The sequence below is a fragment of the Nisaea acidiphila genome (assembly GCF_024662015.1).
GTDB classification, from domain to species: Bacteria; Pseudomonadota; Alphaproteobacteria; order Thalassobaculales; family Thalassobaculaceae; genus Nisaea; species Nisaea acidiphila.
Genome location: NZ_CP102480.1, coordinates 4259690 through 4274956, shown reverse-complemented (window position 1 = coordinate 4274956; position 15267 = coordinate 4259690). Strand labels below are relative to the sequence as shown.

Below are 15267 nucleotides of genomic sequence, written 5' to 3'. Positions count from 1 at the left end.
GCGGCGCGTGTCCCCTCCGGATTCAAGACGCCGCGCGGACAGCCCGTACGATGGCGTCGCGCAGCCCGGTGATGTCCGACGAGAGCGAGTCCACGATCACCCGGACGTCGTTGGCTTCCTGGTCAACCTGGCGAGCCTCGCGCGAGACATCTTCGGCCAGTTGCGTCACTTCCCGTGCGCCCTCGGCCGCGCTTTGGACGGTACGGGCGATCTCGCCGGTCGCTGCCTCCTGCTGCTCGACCGCCGCGGAGATCGATGTGCTTGAGCCGTCAATCCGCTCGACCACAGAGAGGACCTTCTCGATGGCCGAAACAGCTTCGTCGGTGATCGCGCGCATCTCGTTGATCTGGGTCGTGATCTCGCCAGTGGCGGATTGAGTCTGATTGGCAAGCGCCTTGACCTCGCTGGCAACGACCGCGAACCCCTTGCCCGCCTCTCCGGCACGCGCCGCCTCGATCGTCGCGTTCAGCGCCAGCAGGTTGGTCTGTTCGGCAATCTCGGAAATCAGCCCTACCACGTCGGAGACCTTGCCGGCCGCTTCCGCCATGCCGCCGATCACCTGGCGCGATCGCCCGGCCTCCGTCGTCGCCTGGCTCGTCACCGCCGATGCTTCGGCGACAAGCGTTGAGATTTCCTTGATGGAGCTGAAAAGCTGGGTTGCGGAGCTGGCGACAGCTTCTGAACTCGCCAGCGACTGTTCGGCCGCAGCCGAGGCCGCGGTCGCCCGGTCCTGAACATGCGTTGCCGAGCCGGCCATGGACTGAGCGATCTTGAAGAGCCGCTCCGAGGTGCTCGACACAGTCTCGGAAGCATGGCCGGCCTCGTTCTCGACGGTTTTGGCCATGGCATCAACGGCCGCGTCACGCTCCTGCTTAGCGGCAACTTCCGCCGCTCGATTGCGCTCTTCGAGATCGCGCCGCTCAAGTTCGCTCTTGCGGAAGGATTCGAGACTCGTCGCCATCTCGCCGACTTCGTCATTGCGCGATACGAAAGGTACGTCGAGTGCCACATTGCCTTCCGCGACCTCACGCATGGCCCCAGCCAGTTCCGCGAACTTGGAAAGCGCGGAAACCCGGAAATAGATCCCAACGGCGAGCACCAGCAAAGCAGACAGGGCGGAAAGCACGAGGATCGTCTGACCGATGACCTCCTGCTTGCGAAGAATTTCCTCTGCCTGCGCGACCGTGCGATCGATACGCTGATTGATCTGCCGGTTCAGCGCCACCGCTACCGCGTCGACGCTTTCGGCCATCGCTTCGGCTGCACTGTCGAAGCCGCCCATCATTTTGTTGCCCGCTTCGGGACCGCCGTCGACATAGGCGCGGGCCATGGCCTGACCTGCCTCGTAGTAAGGCTCAAAGGACGCCTCGACCTTTTCGAGCAATGGCAATTCCGCCCGCAGGTCGAGCGCCTCTGCATGCGCCTTAGCTTCCGCCACAGCTTGGTGAAAGAGCGCGGCATGTTCGGCAGCCACATCGAAACCGTCATTCAGACCGTCCAGCCCCCGGGTCGCTGAAATATCGGTAAGCCACTGCTGAACCTGAACAACATGGAACTTGATGTCCTGAACGGTCGCCGCAAGCGGGAACACATGCTCCTTTTGCTCTCTGCCGTGCGACAATTCCGCCTCGATTTCCGGAACCATCTCCTTAATGACGACCTGCGTATAGATCGCAAGGCCCGCAACAAGCAGGACGACGGCGCCGACAGCCGCGGTGACTTTCTGACTGATCCGCATTTTCGAGACTTTCTATTGCGAGGTTCCGGAAGGCGGACGAAAGGCCGCCAAGCGCGCTCGAATGTGTTCGAAAATGCTTTCCAAGCGGTTAACCAGAAGGATCCCACCGACAGATATATAGGCCGGTGTCGAAATGCCGCAGCGCGGATCTTCAGGCATTGAACCGGCGCGGATAAATCTCACTCAAAGTCCGGGCCGTCCGGGCGTGAATGGAGCCTTTGGCGGGACATGTCCCGATCGTCCGACGTCCATCAGTTTACGGCACTGGAAAGACGTCGCGCCTTCAACGCTTATTCGGGGATCCGTGCTCCATCCCACGCGAATACGCCGCCGCTGTCTTCCGCGCCGATCTTGTCGATGACTTCGAGAAGACGGCCGGCCGCATGTTCGGGCGACACCAATTGGCCGGCAGGTAAGCCGCTGCGGAAAGGCTCGGAGAGCTCTGTCTCCACGGTTCCCGGATGCAGGCCGACACAGGCGGCCTCCGGCGCCTTCCGGGCGAGTTCGATCGCGAAATTGCGGATCAGCATGTTCAGTGCCGCCTTTGATGCCCTGTAGGCATGCCAGCCGCCGAGCCGATTATCCGAAATGCTCCCGACGCGTGCGGACAATGCGGCGAAGACGCTCTTTCCGGTGCGCGGCAGCATCGGCAGGAAATGCTTGGCCACCAACGCGGGCCCGACGGCATTGATCCGGAACACCGTCTCAAGCGTTCCCGGATCGAGATCGCGCCAGCTCTTTTCAGGGAAGACACCTTCCTGCGAATGAAGCATCCCGGTGGCCACGATGACCAGCCGAAGTTTGTCCGTCTCCTCGCCGATTCTGCGCGCGGCCGCCGAAATCGACTCCTCGTTCCCGATATCGAGCCCGATCGCGGCTGTTCTGGGTGCCGAACCGCAATATGCTGTCCGGCCGCACGCTATGATCCGGCCAACCTGTGGCGCTTTGGCCAGTGCCTCGACCATCGCGCCGCCGATCCCGCCCGTTGCACCGATCACAACGGCATCCGTTCCGCTCTCAAAGGACCGCATTTCCACTCCTGCCGACCAGATCCATGCCGAAAGATCTAGCGCAGCCCGGAGTCCGGCCAACCGCGTCTCGTCAGATCCGGCTAAGACGCCGACTTCTGGCAGACAGCGTAGATGGCTTTGACCTTGTCGGCGAAGTCCGGATGCCCGGGCAGGTACGGCATTGGCGGAGACACATGGCGCGCCGTCCAGAGGCTCTCCGCCTCCAGCCGCCGCAGAGTCGCCAAGATCCCTCTCGATTGCCAGAAGTCGCTTCGGCTGGTGAAGACGACAACACCTCCGGGCCGCAAGATGCGCAGCCATTGGCGAAAGATTGGCTCTTCCTCGAGATAGGTCAGCACGCCGATGCAGAGAATGCCGTCGACGCTACTGTCCTCCAACGCCAGCGGCTCGTTCAGATCGGCATATTCGAGCCGGTCGTAGACCCGCTTTTTCGCCGCCGTTTCGAGGCTGCTGCGGGACGCGTCGAAGCCGATCAGCTCGCCTCCGGCGCCGGCCTCGCGCAGGGCCGCCCCCGTCAATCCGGTTCCACAGCCGCAATCCAGGATCCGTGCTGCCTCGAATTCATCAAGATGACCCTTCAGCAATCCGGCGGCCTGCTCCGGCGCCTCGTAGCCCCAGTTCGCCAGTTCACGGTCGTAGTCGCTCGCCCAGGCATCGTAGCTCTCGGCATTCTCGGCACCGATGCGCGAGACATTGCCGTCGGTTCGGAGAATCTTGTCGTGGCTCATGGATTGCTCCCTCTCGACTGAACCGCCCGATGCCGAAAGATGACCTCAAGCGGCTCAGGGTTTCGTCCTTCATAACCGCCAGAGCCCTGTCGGACCGGACGTTTCCGTCATCCGGAAGGATTCGGCGAAAAGCTTGTCCGGAACGAGCCCATAGGGCTCGACCCACGCCATGATTCATCGCATTAATAAAATACAATAAGTTAATGATATTATGTATATTTACATTGCCAAAGGTATTGCCTTTGGACAGTATTTTCATTTTTCGAATTAAATTAGTTTGATTTTATCATTATTTTTGAGATACCCGAATACGGCAGGTGCTCTTCGGGAACGGGACAAAACGTCCAAAAGGATAATATCGAAATGACCGGTCAGAATGCGATCATGATGTTGCACGGGAACATCGTCACGCTGCACAGCTTCTCCCGGAGCAGTGTGGCTTTCGACGAACGGGAAGATCCGGGCTCCACAACGCGGGACAGTCTTCCGGCGCTCCCCCACACGACCGGTCTTGCGATCGCGGAGGGCATCGGGAAAGAACTGCGGGCTTGGCGCGAGGTGTCCGGAGCCTTCCGGCAAGAGGCCGGCAACGCGGCACTGAACCGCGAAACGGCAACTTTCGCAGCCGGTCAATTACGGGAACAGCTCTCGGTGCAATCCCTCGGCATCGCAAATGCCCGCCCCGAGAGTTTGCTCGCACTCTTCCGGTAACTCATCTTCCCGGGATGAAGCGGCGCTTCAATGCCATTCGATCCCGGCGGCTGACATACTGATCGTGGTCCCGGCGGTTCCGGCGGCGATCCCGGGAAGATCCGCCAATGCGCCGATCGCCGCCTTCTTTCCCGTCTTTTCGGCGAAAAGGCAGGCCGCATCCACCTTCGGCCCCATCGAACCTGCCGGAAAGTCGAACCCGCGTATCTCCGCCGGCGTGGCGGACCTTATACCCTTCTGTTCCGGCGTTCCCCAGCCGACATAGACCGCGTCCGCGTCGGTTGCCATGATGTAGAGATCGGCCTCGAGCTCCCGGGCCAGCAGCTCGCTCGCGAGATCCTTGTCGATCACCGCTTCGATACCGTGCAGAATTCGAGATCTACGATGGTGCTCTGGGTGCTGCGAGAAACCGCCTCAGCCCGGCTTGACACAATAACCGAACCTTCACATTATCCGGCTTATGGGGCCAGCGAGCGCCTCGTGAGGCGTCAGCCTAAGTTTCGCGTCCATTCAACCCGCAATATGGGAGGACGCGTCATGCCGTCACCTGACTCCATTACAGTACCCCAACTTCTTCGCCTGATCGGTACGCCGGAAGCTCCAATAATTATCGATGTCCGCTTCGAGGACGATTTCGACGCCGATCCGCGATTGATTCCCGGCGGCTTTCATCATTCCTATCTCGAAATCGACGCATTAGTGCCACGCCTCCGGGGGCGGAAGGTGGCCGTCGTCTGCCAGAAAGGCCGCAAGCTGAGCCAGGGCGCCACCGCTACATTGCAGACTTACGGCATAGACGCCGAACACCTCGAAGGCGGGACCGTTGCCTGGAAAAATGCCGGCGGACCAATGGTGCCGGTTGCGGCCTTGCCGCCGCGCAATGCCGCGGGTGAAACGCTGTGGGTCACACGGCACCGGCCGAAGATCGACCGCATGGCCTGTCCCTGGCTTATTCGCCGCTTCGTCGATCCTTCCGCCCGCTTCCTTTTCGTCTCCCCGTCGGAAGTTCCGGCCGTTGCCGAGCATTTCGGCGCCACGCCGTTCGATATTCAGGACGTCTTCTGGAGCCATCGCGGTGAGCTATGCACGTTCGACGTCATGGTCGAGGAGTTCGGTCTCGTAACAGAGCCGCTGCTACGACTTTCCACAATTGTGCGGGCAGCCGATACCGACCGGCACGATCTGGCACCGCAAGCGGCGGGGCTGCTGGCCGCCTCTCTCGGTCTTTCGCGCATGTACAAGGACGACCTGCGCCAGCTCGAGGCCGGAATGCTGCTCTACGATGCATTCTACCGCTGGAGCCGGGACGCTGTGGACGAAGGTCACAACTGGCCGACCGGCCAGTCGAAGGGGTGAAATCATGACCGATACTCTTACAACGTCCGGAGCAGCCGGAACCGAGGTGCCCTCGGTCGCCGCCCTCTTCCGGGTCTTCCTCAAGATCGGCCTGCTCTCTTTCGGTGGTCCGGCGGCACAGATCGCGCTCATGCACCGCATCCTGGTAGACGAGCAGAAATTGCTGACCGAGCGGCAATATCTGAACGCGCTCAGTTTCTGCATGCTGCTGCCCGGTCCGGAGGCGATGCAGCTTGCGACCTATGCCGGCTGGCGCCTGCACGGCGTCACCGGCGGATTGATTGGCGGGCTTCTGTTCGTGCTGCCGGGGGCGGCGGTCGTCCTTGGGCTTTCCGCCGTCTACGCCCTTCTCGGCAACGTGCCCGCGGTTGAGGCGCTCTTCCTCGGGGTGAAATCCGCGGTGCTGATCGTCGTCATCGAGGCCTTACTCCGGGTCTCGAAACGGGCGTTGCGGGGGCAGCCTGACTGGGTGGTTGCCGGGCTCGCCTTCGTCGGCATCTTCTTCCTCGCCCTGCCGTTTCCGCTGATCATCGTTGCCGCCGCTCTGTGGGGCTGGTTCAGCCGCGGCAGAGCCGCGAATGCAGAGATCGAGCCCGTCCGCGTCAACGGTTCGGCGCGCGGCACGGCCGGAACAGTCATGCTCTGGCTCGCCCTGTGGTGGCTTCCGGTGCTCGCGGTCGACCAGCTCTCCGGTGCCCCGATCCTCAGCCAGCTCGGGCTGTTCTTCTCCAAGCTCGCGGTCGTCACCTTCGGCGGCGCCTATGCGGTCCTTGCCTATATGGCGCAGGACGTGGTCGGGGTGCATGGCTGGCTTGGTGCCGGCGAAATGATTGACGGGCTCGGCCTCGCGGAGACCACGCCCGGCCCGCTGATCCTTGTCACCCAGTTCGTCGGCTTCCTCGCCGCCTACAAGGCAGATGGGCTAGGGCTAGGCATCGCTGGAGCGGCGGTGACGCTGTGGGTGACCTTCGCGCCCTGCTTCCTCTGGATATTCGCCGGCGCGCCTTATATCGACTGGATCGCCGCCCAGCCGCGACTGAGCGGAGCGCTATCTGCCATCACGGCGGCCGTGGTCGGGGTGATCCTGAACCTCTCGCTCTGGTTCGGCCTTCACGTGCTGTTCGCTGGAGTGGAGCGAAAGGTGGCCGGCCCGCTCGTGCTCTGGGGCCCGGACCTCGCAACGCTGGACTGGCGGGTCGCTATGCTGGCCCTGCTGAGTGCTGTTCTCCTGCTCCGTCTGCACTGGAACATCATCTGGGTGCTTGGTGTGGCGGCCGCGCTCGGGTGGCCAGCGGTAATGCTCCTGCCATAGAGAAACACTGCGCAACGTATTTGGGCCGCATGCGGAGCGCTGCGTGCGGCTCTTTTTTCGAATGAAATGGTTGGGAGGAAATTGGTGGAGCCGAGGAGGATCGAACTCCCGACCTTCGCATTGCGAACGCGACGCTCTCCCAGCTGAGCTACGGCCCCACCGAGGCCGAACGGGGCTCCGTCCGGCGCGGGGAGACTGATAGTCGATGCCGCCGGGCATTGCAAGGGCAAAGAGCGCCATCCGGACGGCGTTGCGTAACGGTCGCTTTACCCTATATAGACGGGGCGAAAAGGAGCCGCGCCAAGCGCTTGCCGTCCGTCCCGTCGGGCGGTACCGTCCGGTGCACGAAAATCCAGAAGGTCGGAAGCCATCCCATGCAGTCGGTGCTGATTCTCGTCGATACAGTCGTCCAGCTTTATATCTACGCCCTGTTCATTTTCATCATTCTGGGCTGGCTGGTGCAGTTCAACGTGATCAATTCCAGTAATCGCTTCGTCTATCTTGTGATGGATTTCCTCTACCGGGTGACCGAGCCGCTGCTGCGGCCGATCCGCAACCTGATGCCGAATCTCGGCGGGCTCGACATCTCGCCGATCATTCTGGTCCTCGCCCTCACTTTCGCCCGCAACCTGATGTGGGAATATCTCAGCTAGGTCCGCTTTCCAATGACTGCCGCGCAGCCCTTCGAGACGGTTCCGGAGGGCGTACGCCTGCGTTTGCGGCTGACACCCAATGCCGCCCGCGATCGCATCGGCGGTGTCGCGCTGGATGCGGAACAGGTCGCCTGGCTGACAGCCACCGTCACCGCCGCTCCCGAGAATGGCCGCGCCAACAAGGCCTTGATCAAACTGCTGTCGAAGAGCTGGAAAGTTCCGAAAAGCAGTATCGAGGTCACCTCCGGCGCGACCCAGAGGCGCAAGCACCTGCTGATCGCCGGCGACGGCGCCGCGCTGGCGGCGAAACTGAACGACTGGCTGAACGAAATAGGGGATTGAACCCATGGGCACTGCCGAGATCATCGACGGAAAGGCCTTCGCGGCCGGGCTACGGGAGCGCATCGGCGCCGCGGTCGGAGGACTGAAGGCGAAATACGGCACGGTCCCCGGCCTCGCCGTGGTGCTGGTCGGCGAGGATCCGGCAAGTCAGGTCTATGTCCGCAACAAGGGCAAGCAGACACTTGAGAGCGGCATGGCCTCCTTCGAGCACAAGCTGGACGCCTCGACGAGCGAGGAGACCCTGCTGAAGCTGATCGCCGACCTGAACGCCGATCCGGCGGTCGACGGCATCCTCGTGCAGCTTCCCCTGCCCGACCATATCGACAGCCAGAAGGTGCTGGATGCGATCGATCCGGAGAAGGACGTGGACGGCTTCCATGTCGTCAATGCGGGCCGGCTCGCGACCGGCGGAGACGCGCTGGTACCCTGCACCCCGCTCGGCTGCCTGCTGCTGCTGCGCGACCGGCTCGGCAGCCTTTCCGGCAAGCACGCGGTCGTGGTCGGCCGCTCCAATATCGTCGGCAAGCCGATGGCGGCACTGCTGCTGCGCGAGAGCTGCACCGTGACGGTAACCCATTCCCGCACTGCGGACCTCCCCGGCGAATGCCGCCGCGCCGACATCCTGGTCGCCGCCGTCGGCCGGCCGGAGATGGTCAAAGGCGACTGGATCAAGCCGGGTGCGACGGTGATCGATGTCGGCATCAACCGGGTCGACGCGCCGGAAAAAGGCGACGGCAAGACCAAGCTGGTCGGCGATGTCGATTTCGCGAGCGCGTCCGATGTCGCGGGCGCGATCACGCCGGTGCCGGGCGGCGTCGGACCGATGACCATCGCCTGCCTGCTGCGCAACACGGTCGAGGCGGCCTGCCGCCGCCGCGGCTGGGAGATGCCGGAGCTCTGAGACCGGGTCAGACCCTGGGCGGCGGTCCGTAACGGATCACGCCCTTGGCCTCGGAAATCGGCACCGGTTTGCCTTTGCGAAGCGCCACCAGCACGCCTTCCGATTCGAGCACGATCGCGACCCGCTCGATCTGCCTAAGCAGCGCCCGCCAGGCCGGTTTCGGTCCAGAGGGATCGCCGCCCGCGGCGCGGCCGAACTCGCTTGGCGAGAGCGAGCTGCCGCCCGCCTTCTCCAGCGCTTCCAGCATCAGCTCTTTAAGCGTAACGTCATCCATCTTCCCATTCCGCCCTGCTAGACTTATATGCCTGTGATGGCCCGATTTCGGCCGTGCGTCCACATACAAGCGGCGCCGTCCGCGAGAACTGCGCTTGGGGGAGCGATATGACCGGAACTCTGGACGCCCTTTTCGCGGCGGTCGTAGCGTTCGTCGGCGGACATTTCCTGCTCGGATGGCCGAGTATCCGAACGCTGCTGATCGAACAGCTCGGCGCCAACCGGTTCCGTGCCGTCTTCTCCCTAGCCGCGATCGTCGCGCTGGCCTGGACCATCATGGCCTACGGGGATGCCCCCTACATGCCGGTCTGGGAGCCGCCGCACTGGACCCGCTGGATCCCGAACATCGTCATGCCCCTCGCCTGCATCCTGCTGGTCTGCGGCTATAATCCTTTCAGCCCGACTGCGATGATGAACGAGGAGGCCTTCGAGGAGGACCCGCATCTGGTCCGCGGCATCCTGACCGTGACCCGCCATCCGGTGATGTGGGGCATCGGCCTCTGGGGACTGGCGCACCTGACAATCCGGGGCGATGCCGCCTCCATGATGCTGTTCGGCGGCATGGCCGTGCTCGCCTTCGGCGGCATGATGAAGATCGATGCCAAGAAGCGGGCCGAGTTCGGCGCCAAGTGGGCGCCGTTCGAGCTCTCGACCTCCGTCCTGCCGTTCCGCGCCATTCTCGACGGACGCACGAAGCTGGACTGGAGAGGCATCGGCTGGCTTCGGGTCGGCGGCGGCCTCCTGCTCTGGGCGTTGCTACACGGTGCCCATCCCTGGATCGCCGGGGTGAGCGCGGTACCGGTCTAAGCCGCTCAGCCGAGCTGGTAGCGGCCGCGGGTCAGCAGGATCAGCAGCACGAACATCACCGGCACGATAGAGAGCGCCGGGACAATGATCGCCGGATAGCCGAAGAGCGCTATGGCGCCGACCCAGAGCAGCGCGCAATTGATCAGGAAATAAGTGAGCGCGGAAACCCCGCCGGTCTTGAGGTCGCGGGCAATCCAGCCGATGAGCGGGATCGCATAGAAAAGCCTAAGCACGTTGGAACCCTCTTGATTGAAATCAGAGGGCCTAAAAAAGATCGAATTGTGCGCCGCAGCAATGCGCGATAATGACGCGGATCAATTTTTGAGACAGTACGTGACCACCTGCAAGACCTGCTCCGGCGCGATCTCGTAGCGATTGCCGAGGCGAGAGGTTTCATCGAGATAGGTGCGACGCGAAGGGACCCGGTGATGGCGCGCGCCGACCGCGCGGGCGACTTTCTCGAAGAAATCCAGAGAGCGCGTCCGGTCGTGCAACTCCACGATATGTGCCCCTTTCGGCACGAAAAGTGCGTTGGTAAGTCCGGCCCCGTGTCCACCGACGACGATCTCCACATCGGCAAAAAGCTCGATCTGCTCGGCTACACTCTTGCCGGTGAGGCTCACTTCCTCGAACCCCTGTTGCGCCAGCACGGTCCAGATCTCGCCTTCGTTCAGGATCCGTGGACTTTTCGAATCTCTCCGGGAGATGAAGATCCGCCGGGTTCCTTTCTCCGCCGCGCGGCATCCGTAGAGCCGCAACAGCCGCTCCCTCAGCGCCGCAATTACTTCTGCCGGCTGGCTTCCGCAGTAGAAGACCGGAGAACCGGCCTTCGTCAGCGGACGCGGGCCGAAATCGACCATGGCGAGATCCGCGGCCCGAAGCGACACGGGGCTGTCCAGGGTGAACACGCGTTCGGGCCCGATCCCGAGCTTGCCAACCGTCTCGAACGCATACCGCTCCAGCCCGGAAGCCAGCACGATCTTGCGGTCCGCAAGCGCCGGTGCCGACAGGATGCCAAGAAGCCTTGGCAGGTAGTCGATCATCCAGTGGTAATAGTTCGGATAATAGCCGAGCAGGACCGCTTTTCCGTCACTACGGACCGTCTTTTCCGGACGGGTAATGCTGAGCCAGCCGAGGCTGAGCCGCGTCAGATACCCCCGTTTTTCCGGCCGCAGGAACGAAACGCAACTATCCGCGATTGCGGTGCCGTCGTTGCGCAGCACGAGCCACTCGCCGCTCAGGAGTTCCGCATCCTTCAGATAATGGACCCGCAGCGCGCGATCGATAGCGTCCGCCGACGGATTCTCCCCCGCCGCGGAACCGGCATTCGGAACCAGACGATAATGCTCCCGTCCGTCCTTGCCCCCCGAAGGTACCGGGGCACCTCTCAACTGAGAGACCGCCGGCTCCTGTTTCAAGCCCGCCTTGATGGAATCCGCTTCCGGACCGGAGGACGGCATGCTCAAGATCCGTTCGATGAGATCCAGAGCCTGCCGGTATCCCGAGTTCGCCGTCTCGACGGTCGCGTCGAGCGTGTCCTGGAAGGCCCATTCCAGCGCGGTTACGAGATGCCGGGCACTGCCAATCCGCGCGAGGCAGTCGACCGCCTCCTCGCCCCGGAAACTTCCCCAGAGGAGGAAGGCCATCTCCTCCGCCCAATCCGCGCGCTCGGGCGCCAGTCGTACGGCTCTCCCGAGAGCCGCAATCGCGTCCTCGACACGCCCTGCCCGCGCGAATGCCCGGCCGAGGCGTCTCCAGTCCTCGCCGGTCCCCAGCAGGCACATTGCCGAGCCGGCCGGCCCTTGCGCCTTCGCGCTGCCGACAGAGGGAAGCATCCCCGATGCCGCCGCCGTCGAACCTGGATCGACAACCAGCGCCTGGCGGAACCGCCTCCCGGCCAAAGCGTCCTCTCCCGCGAATGCCATCGCGACGCCGAGATTGACCAGCAATCTTCCGTCGAGACTTTTGGCTCCCAAGAGATCCTTGAGAACTCCCGGCGGCAGCTGTTCCGACACGCGCGAGAGAGCTGCTCTTTCTGAATCTGTCAGGATCATGGGCTGTCCAGTTGCGCCGACCGGCGATCGCTTGTCTAGCGTCCCGCAGAACCGAGCGAGACGGCAATCCCAGACGCGAGCCGGGCATTCGCCCGAACCAGCTCGATATTCGTGCGCAGGCTCGCACCGCCCGTCGCGGTGCGGATCTCCGACAGCAGGTAAGGCGTGACCTGCTTGCCGATGGTTCCTGTACGCTTCGCCTCGTAGAGCGCGTCTTCGACGATCCGCTCCATCTCGGCCCGCTCGAGCGCGAACTCCTCGGGCACCGGATTAGCCACCAGCATGCCGCTCTCAAGGCCGAGCCCTCGCCCCGCACGCCAGGCGCCGGCGATCTCCTCCATGCTGTCGAGACGCAGCGGCACCTTGAGACCGCTGACGCGGCAGAAGAAGGCCGGGAACTCGTCCGTACGATAGCCGATCACCGGCACGCCGCGCGTTTCAAGTACTTCCAACGTCTTCGGAAGATCGAGGATCGATTTGGCTCCGGCGGAAACCACCATGACCGGCGTTCGGGCGAGTTCGTCCAGATCCGCGGAAATATCGAAATCCTGTTCGGCGCCGCGATGCACGCCTCCGATACCACCGGTGGCAAAGACTTCGATGCCGGCGCGCGCGGCGAGGATCATGGTCGCCGCCACCGTCGTGCCGCCTGTCAAGCCTTGCGACAGAGCGATGCCGAGATCCCGGCGGGAGAGTTTGACCGCGCTGTCGGCAACGCAGAGACCGGCGAGGTCCTCATCGGACAATCCGATCCGGGCCTCTCCGCCAAGGACCGCGATAGTCGCGGGAACCGCACCTGACTGCCGCACTTCGGCCTCGATCTCGCGCCCGATGGCGAGATTGTCCGGCTTCGGCAGCCCGTGGGTGAGGATCGTGCTCTCGAGCGCAACGACAGGCCGCCCATCCGTGCGGGCGGCTTCCACTTCCGGCGAAAAAACGAGCTCGGTCATCCGTCGCCTCCCCCTTCGTCATCCCGGCCCCCGATCCGGGATCCAGGGATCATAGGACGATAAGCTCCACCCCCTGGATCCCGATTTTCATCGGGATGACGACCAAGGCAAGCCTACCCCTGCAACATCTTGTTCAGGCGCAGGCGCAGCGCGTTCAGCTTAATGAAGCCCGCGGCGTCCTTGTGGTCGTAGGTACCGGAACCTTCCTCGAAGGTCACGATATCCTCGGAATAGAGGCTACGCTCCGCCTTGCGGCCCGTGCAGGTGACGTTGCCTTTGTAGAGCTTCATGCGGACAGTGCCGGTGACGTTGCGCTGGCTGAAGTCGATCGCCTGCTGCATCATCTCGCGCTCCGGCGAGAACCAGAAGCCGTTATAGATGAGCTCGGCGTAGCGCGGCATCATCTCGTCCTTCAGGTGCGCCATGCCGCGGTCGAGCGTCAGACTCTCCATCGCGCGGTGCGCGTGGTGCATGATGGTACCGCCCGGGGTCTCGTAGACGCCGCGGTTCTTCATGCCGACGAAGCGGTTCTCGACCATGTCGAGACGGCCGATGCCATTGGCGCCGCCGAGTTCGTTCAGCTTGGTCAGCAGGCTCGCCGGGCTCAGGCGCTCGCCGTCGATCGCCACCGGGTCGCCATGCTCGAAATCGATCTCGATCGAGGTCGCCTTGTCGGGCGCCTGTTCCGGCGAGACGGTACGCTGGAAGACATACTCCTCCGGCGCGTCCCACGGATCCTCCAGCACCTTGCCCTCGGAGGAGGAGTGCAGCAGGTTCGCGTCGACCGAGAACGGCGCCTCGCCGCGCTTGTCCTTGGCGATCGGAATCTGGTGCTGCTCTGCGAACTCGATCAGCTTGGTGCGCGAGGTCAGGTCCCATTCGCGCCACGGCGCGATGATCTTGATATCGGGCTGCAGCGCGTAATAGCTGAGCTCGAAGCGCACTTGGTCGTTGCCCTTGCCGGTCGCGCCGTGGGAGACGGCGTCAGCGCCGGTCTCGGCGGCGATCTCGATCTGGCGTTTGGAAATCAGCGGCCGGGCGATCGAGGTGCCGAGCAGGTAGCAGCCCTCGTAGAGCGCATTGGCGCGGAACATCGGGAAGACGTAATCGCGCACGAATTCCTCGCGCAGATCCTCGACATAGACTTCCTTGATGCCGAGCATCTTCGCCTTCTCGCGCGCCGGCTCGACATCCTCGCCCTGCCCGAGATCGGCGGTGAAGGTCACCACCTCGCAATTGTAGGTGTCCTGCAGCCAGCGCAGGATGACGGAAGTGTCGAGGCCGCCGGAATAGGCCAGCACGACTTTTTTGACGCTCTCGGACATGAATTCGCCTTAGACGGTAGAGGGCCCGGCAGGCCCGGTGAAAAACGGGTCCGGACCTTCGCGAACGGCAGCAGGTCCGACGGCGCGGGAGTATAGGGAAACTGTCATATTCGGCAAGGAAACTCACCCGCGACTTTGTGACTTACCGGCGCGCAGCGCCGCCCTATATGATCAGTCAGCGCAATGAACCGAAAACCGAGGAGCCGAACCATGAGCATCGAGACCGAAACCGCGATCCTCGCCGGTGGCTGCTTCTGGGGCATGCAGGACCTGATCCGCAGGCATCCCGGGGTGTTGAGAACCCGCGTCGGCTATAGCGGCGGCACCGTTCCGAACCCGGTCTACGAGGACCTTAAGACCGGCAGGAGCGGCCATGCAGAGGCCATCGAGATCCAGTTCGATCCGGCTCAGACCAGCTACCGCGCGATCCTGGAGCTGTTCTTCCAGATCCACGACCCGACCACCCTCGACCGGCAAGGCAACGACCGCGGCCCGCAATACCGCTCCGCGATCTTCTTCCTGACGGACGAGCAGAAGCGCGTCGCCGAGGACACCATCGCCGATGTCGAGGCCTCGGGCCTCTGGCCCGGGAAGGTGGTGACGCAAGTAACCGAAGCCGGCCCGTTCTGGGAAGCCGAACCCGAGCACCAAGATTACCTCCAGCGCGTCCCCTTCGGCTACACCTGTCACTTCCCGCGCCCGAACTGGGTGTTGCCGAAACGGACGGCGAGCGTGGCGGCCGGAGAGTAAGGCCGCCGTAAGAACAATAAGCGGCTCTCCGGAGCAATCTTCTCCCTCAGGCGAGCGGTGCCAATCGAGCAGAAGCGCATCTTGGCACCCGCGTTCGTTTTCGGTGCTCATAAACGGTCAATCAGACCGCGCAGGAACTCAACCACTGCCTAACATTTTCTCTATTTCATAAATTATTAATTGCCGCTTTGCGTCGCCAATGAATACGGTATCACGCACTGAATTTGGCAGTACAGCATCGTGACCGGCAACACCTATCGCTTCTCACGCCTCCTTCAGGGCATTGAAATATAGCGATTTTCCGGCGCGCCCGGCTGAACGCAGACTTGGTTTGGA

The 15267-nt window shown here is 63.1% G+C and carries 17 protein-coding genes and 1 tRNA gene; 8 read left to right on the top strand and 10 right to left on the bottom strand.

The features are described from left to right. Positions 1 to 22: 22 nt before the first annotated feature. From NUH88_RS19965 to NUH88_RS19955, 3 genes are all read right to left on the bottom strand, one after another. On the bottom strand, positions 23 to 1738 hold the full coding sequence (locus tag NUH88_RS19965; protein WP_257768461.1) for a methyl-accepting chemotaxis protein: 1716 nt from the start codon (positions 1736 to 1738) through the stop codon (positions 23 to 25). Positions 1739 to 2028: 290 nt separating this feature from the next. Beyond that, positions 2029 to 2769 (bottom strand): SDR family NAD(P)-dependent oxidoreductase, encoded by a 741-nt coding sequence (locus NUH88_RS19960; protein WP_257768460.1) that lies wholly within the window; start codon positions 2767 to 2769, stop codon positions 2029 to 2031. An 80-nt stretch (positions 2770 to 2849) separates the two neighbouring features. Then, a complete protein-coding gene (locus NUH88_RS19955) occupies positions 2850 to 3497 on the bottom strand; it encodes a class I SAM-dependent DNA methyltransferase (RefSeq protein WP_257768458.1) in 648 nt (215 codons plus the stop codon). Positions 3498 to 3860: 363 nt separating this feature from the next. Here NUH88_RS19955 and NUH88_RS19950 point away from each other — a divergent pair, with 363 nt between their 5' ends. Continuing rightward, the gene (locus NUH88_RS19950; RefSeq protein WP_257768457.1) at positions 3861 to 4208 is read left to right on the top strand and encodes a hypothetical protein; all 348 of its coding nucleotides are present in this window, start codon (positions 3861 to 3863) and stop codon (positions 4206 to 4208) included. A 27-nt stretch (positions 4209 to 4235) separates the two neighbouring features. Here the strand turns inward: NUH88_RS19950 and NUH88_RS19945 are convergent, their stop codons facing one another. Beyond that, positions 4236 to 4559, bottom strand: a complete 324-nt coding sequence (locus NUH88_RS19945; RefSeq protein WP_257768455.1) for an amino acid kinase family protein — start codon at positions 4557 to 4559, stop codon at positions 4236 to 4238. A gap of 186 nt (positions 4560 to 4745) precedes the next feature. Here NUH88_RS19945 and NUH88_RS19940 point away from each other — a divergent pair, with 186 nt between their 5' ends. Both NUH88_RS19940 and chrA read left to right on the top strand, forming a co-directional pair. Continuing rightward, the gene (locus NUH88_RS19940; RefSeq protein ID WP_257768453.1) at positions 4746 to 5564 is read left to right on the top strand and encodes a chromate resistance protein ChrB domain-containing protein; all 819 of its coding nucleotides are present in this window, start codon (positions 4746 to 4748) and stop codon (positions 5562 to 5564) included. Positions 5565 to 5568: 4 nt separating this feature from the next. Next, complete coding sequence (gene chrA, locus NUH88_RS19935) at positions 5569 to 6876, top strand: chromate efflux transporter (RefSeq protein ID WP_257768451.1); 1308 nt, start codon at positions 5569 to 5571, stop codon at positions 6874 to 6876. Between the two features lie 82 nt (positions 6877 to 6958). Here the strand turns inward: chrA and NUH88_RS19930 are convergent. Further along, positions 6959 to 7034 (bottom strand) — tRNA-Ala (locus tag NUH88_RS19930). Positions 7035 to 7250: 216 nt separating this feature from the next. On the opposite strand from NUH88_RS19930, the gene NUH88_RS19925 reads away from it, so the two are divergent. From NUH88_RS19925 to folD, 3 genes are read left to right on the top strand one after another with little or no spacing between them, the layout of a single operon-like run. After that, entirely contained in the window at positions 7251 to 7529 is a 279-nt protein-coding gene (locus tag NUH88_RS19925; protein WP_257768450.1) for a YggT family protein, read from the top strand. 12 nt (positions 7530 to 7541) lie between these two features. Continuing rightward, entirely contained in the window at positions 7542 to 7871 is a 330-nt protein-coding gene (locus NUH88_RS19920) for a DUF167 domain-containing protein (RefSeq protein WP_257768449.1), read from the top strand. A gap of 4 nt (positions 7872 to 7875) precedes the next feature. Then, the gene (gene folD, locus NUH88_RS19915; RefSeq protein WP_257768447.1) at positions 7876 to 8772 is read left to right on the top strand and encodes a bifunctional methylenetetrahydrofolate dehydrogenase/methenyltetrahydrofolate cyclohydrolase FolD; all 897 of its coding nucleotides are present in this window, start codon (positions 7876 to 7878) and stop codon (positions 8770 to 8772) included. Between the two features lie 7 nt (positions 8773 to 8779). Here the strand turns inward: folD and NUH88_RS19910 are convergent, their stop codons facing one another. Then, positions 8780 to 9046, bottom strand: a complete 267-nt coding sequence (locus tag NUH88_RS19910; protein ID WP_257768445.1) for a DUF3253 domain-containing protein — start codon at positions 9044 to 9046, stop codon at positions 8780 to 8782. Between the two features lie 107 nt (positions 9047 to 9153). On the opposite strand from NUH88_RS19910, the gene NUH88_RS19905 reads away from it, so the two are divergent. Further along, positions 9154 to 9852, top strand: coding sequence for an NnrU family protein (locus NUH88_RS19905; protein WP_257768443.1), 699 nt, complete (start codon positions 9154 to 9156; stop codon positions 9850 to 9852). Between the two features lie 5 nt (positions 9853 to 9857). Here NUH88_RS19905 and NUH88_RS19900 read toward each other — a convergent pair whose 3' ends face one another. From NUH88_RS19900 to NUH88_RS19885, 4 genes are all read right to left on the bottom strand, one after another. After that, positions 9858 to 10085 carry a hypothetical protein gene (locus NUH88_RS19900; protein ID WP_257768441.1) on the bottom strand — a complete coding sequence of 76 codons (228 nt, stop codon included), beginning with the start codon at positions 10083 to 10085 and terminating at the stop codon, positions 9858 to 9860. An 81-nt stretch (positions 10086 to 10166) separates the two neighbouring features. Beyond that, positions 10167 to 11828 carry a glycosyltransferase 61 family protein gene (locus tag NUH88_RS19895; RefSeq protein WP_257768439.1) on the bottom strand — a complete coding sequence of 554 codons (1662 nt, stop codon included), beginning with the start codon at positions 11826 to 11828 and terminating at the stop codon, positions 10167 to 10169. Between the two features lie 113 nt (positions 11829 to 11941). After that, positions 11942 to 12856, bottom strand: coding sequence for a pseudouridine-5'-phosphate glycosidase (locus tag NUH88_RS19890; RefSeq protein ID WP_257768437.1), 915 nt, complete (start codon positions 12854 to 12856; stop codon positions 11942 to 11944). Between the two features lie 113 nt (positions 12857 to 12969). Continuing rightward, the gene (locus NUH88_RS19885; protein ID WP_257768436.1) at positions 12970 to 14181 is read right to left on the bottom strand and encodes an argininosuccinate synthase; all 1212 of its coding nucleotides are present in this window, start codon (positions 14179 to 14181) and stop codon (positions 12970 to 12972) included. Positions 14182 to 14391: 210 nt separating this feature from the next. Here NUH88_RS19885 and msrA point away from each other — a divergent pair, with 210 nt between their 5' ends. Beyond that, the gene (msrA, locus tag NUH88_RS19880; RefSeq protein WP_257768434.1) at positions 14392 to 14931 is read left to right on the top strand and encodes a peptide-methionine (S)-S-oxide reductase MsrA; all 540 of its coding nucleotides are present in this window, start codon (positions 14392 to 14394) and stop codon (positions 14929 to 14931) included. The last annotated feature ends 336 nt before the right edge of the window (positions 14932 to 15267 follow it).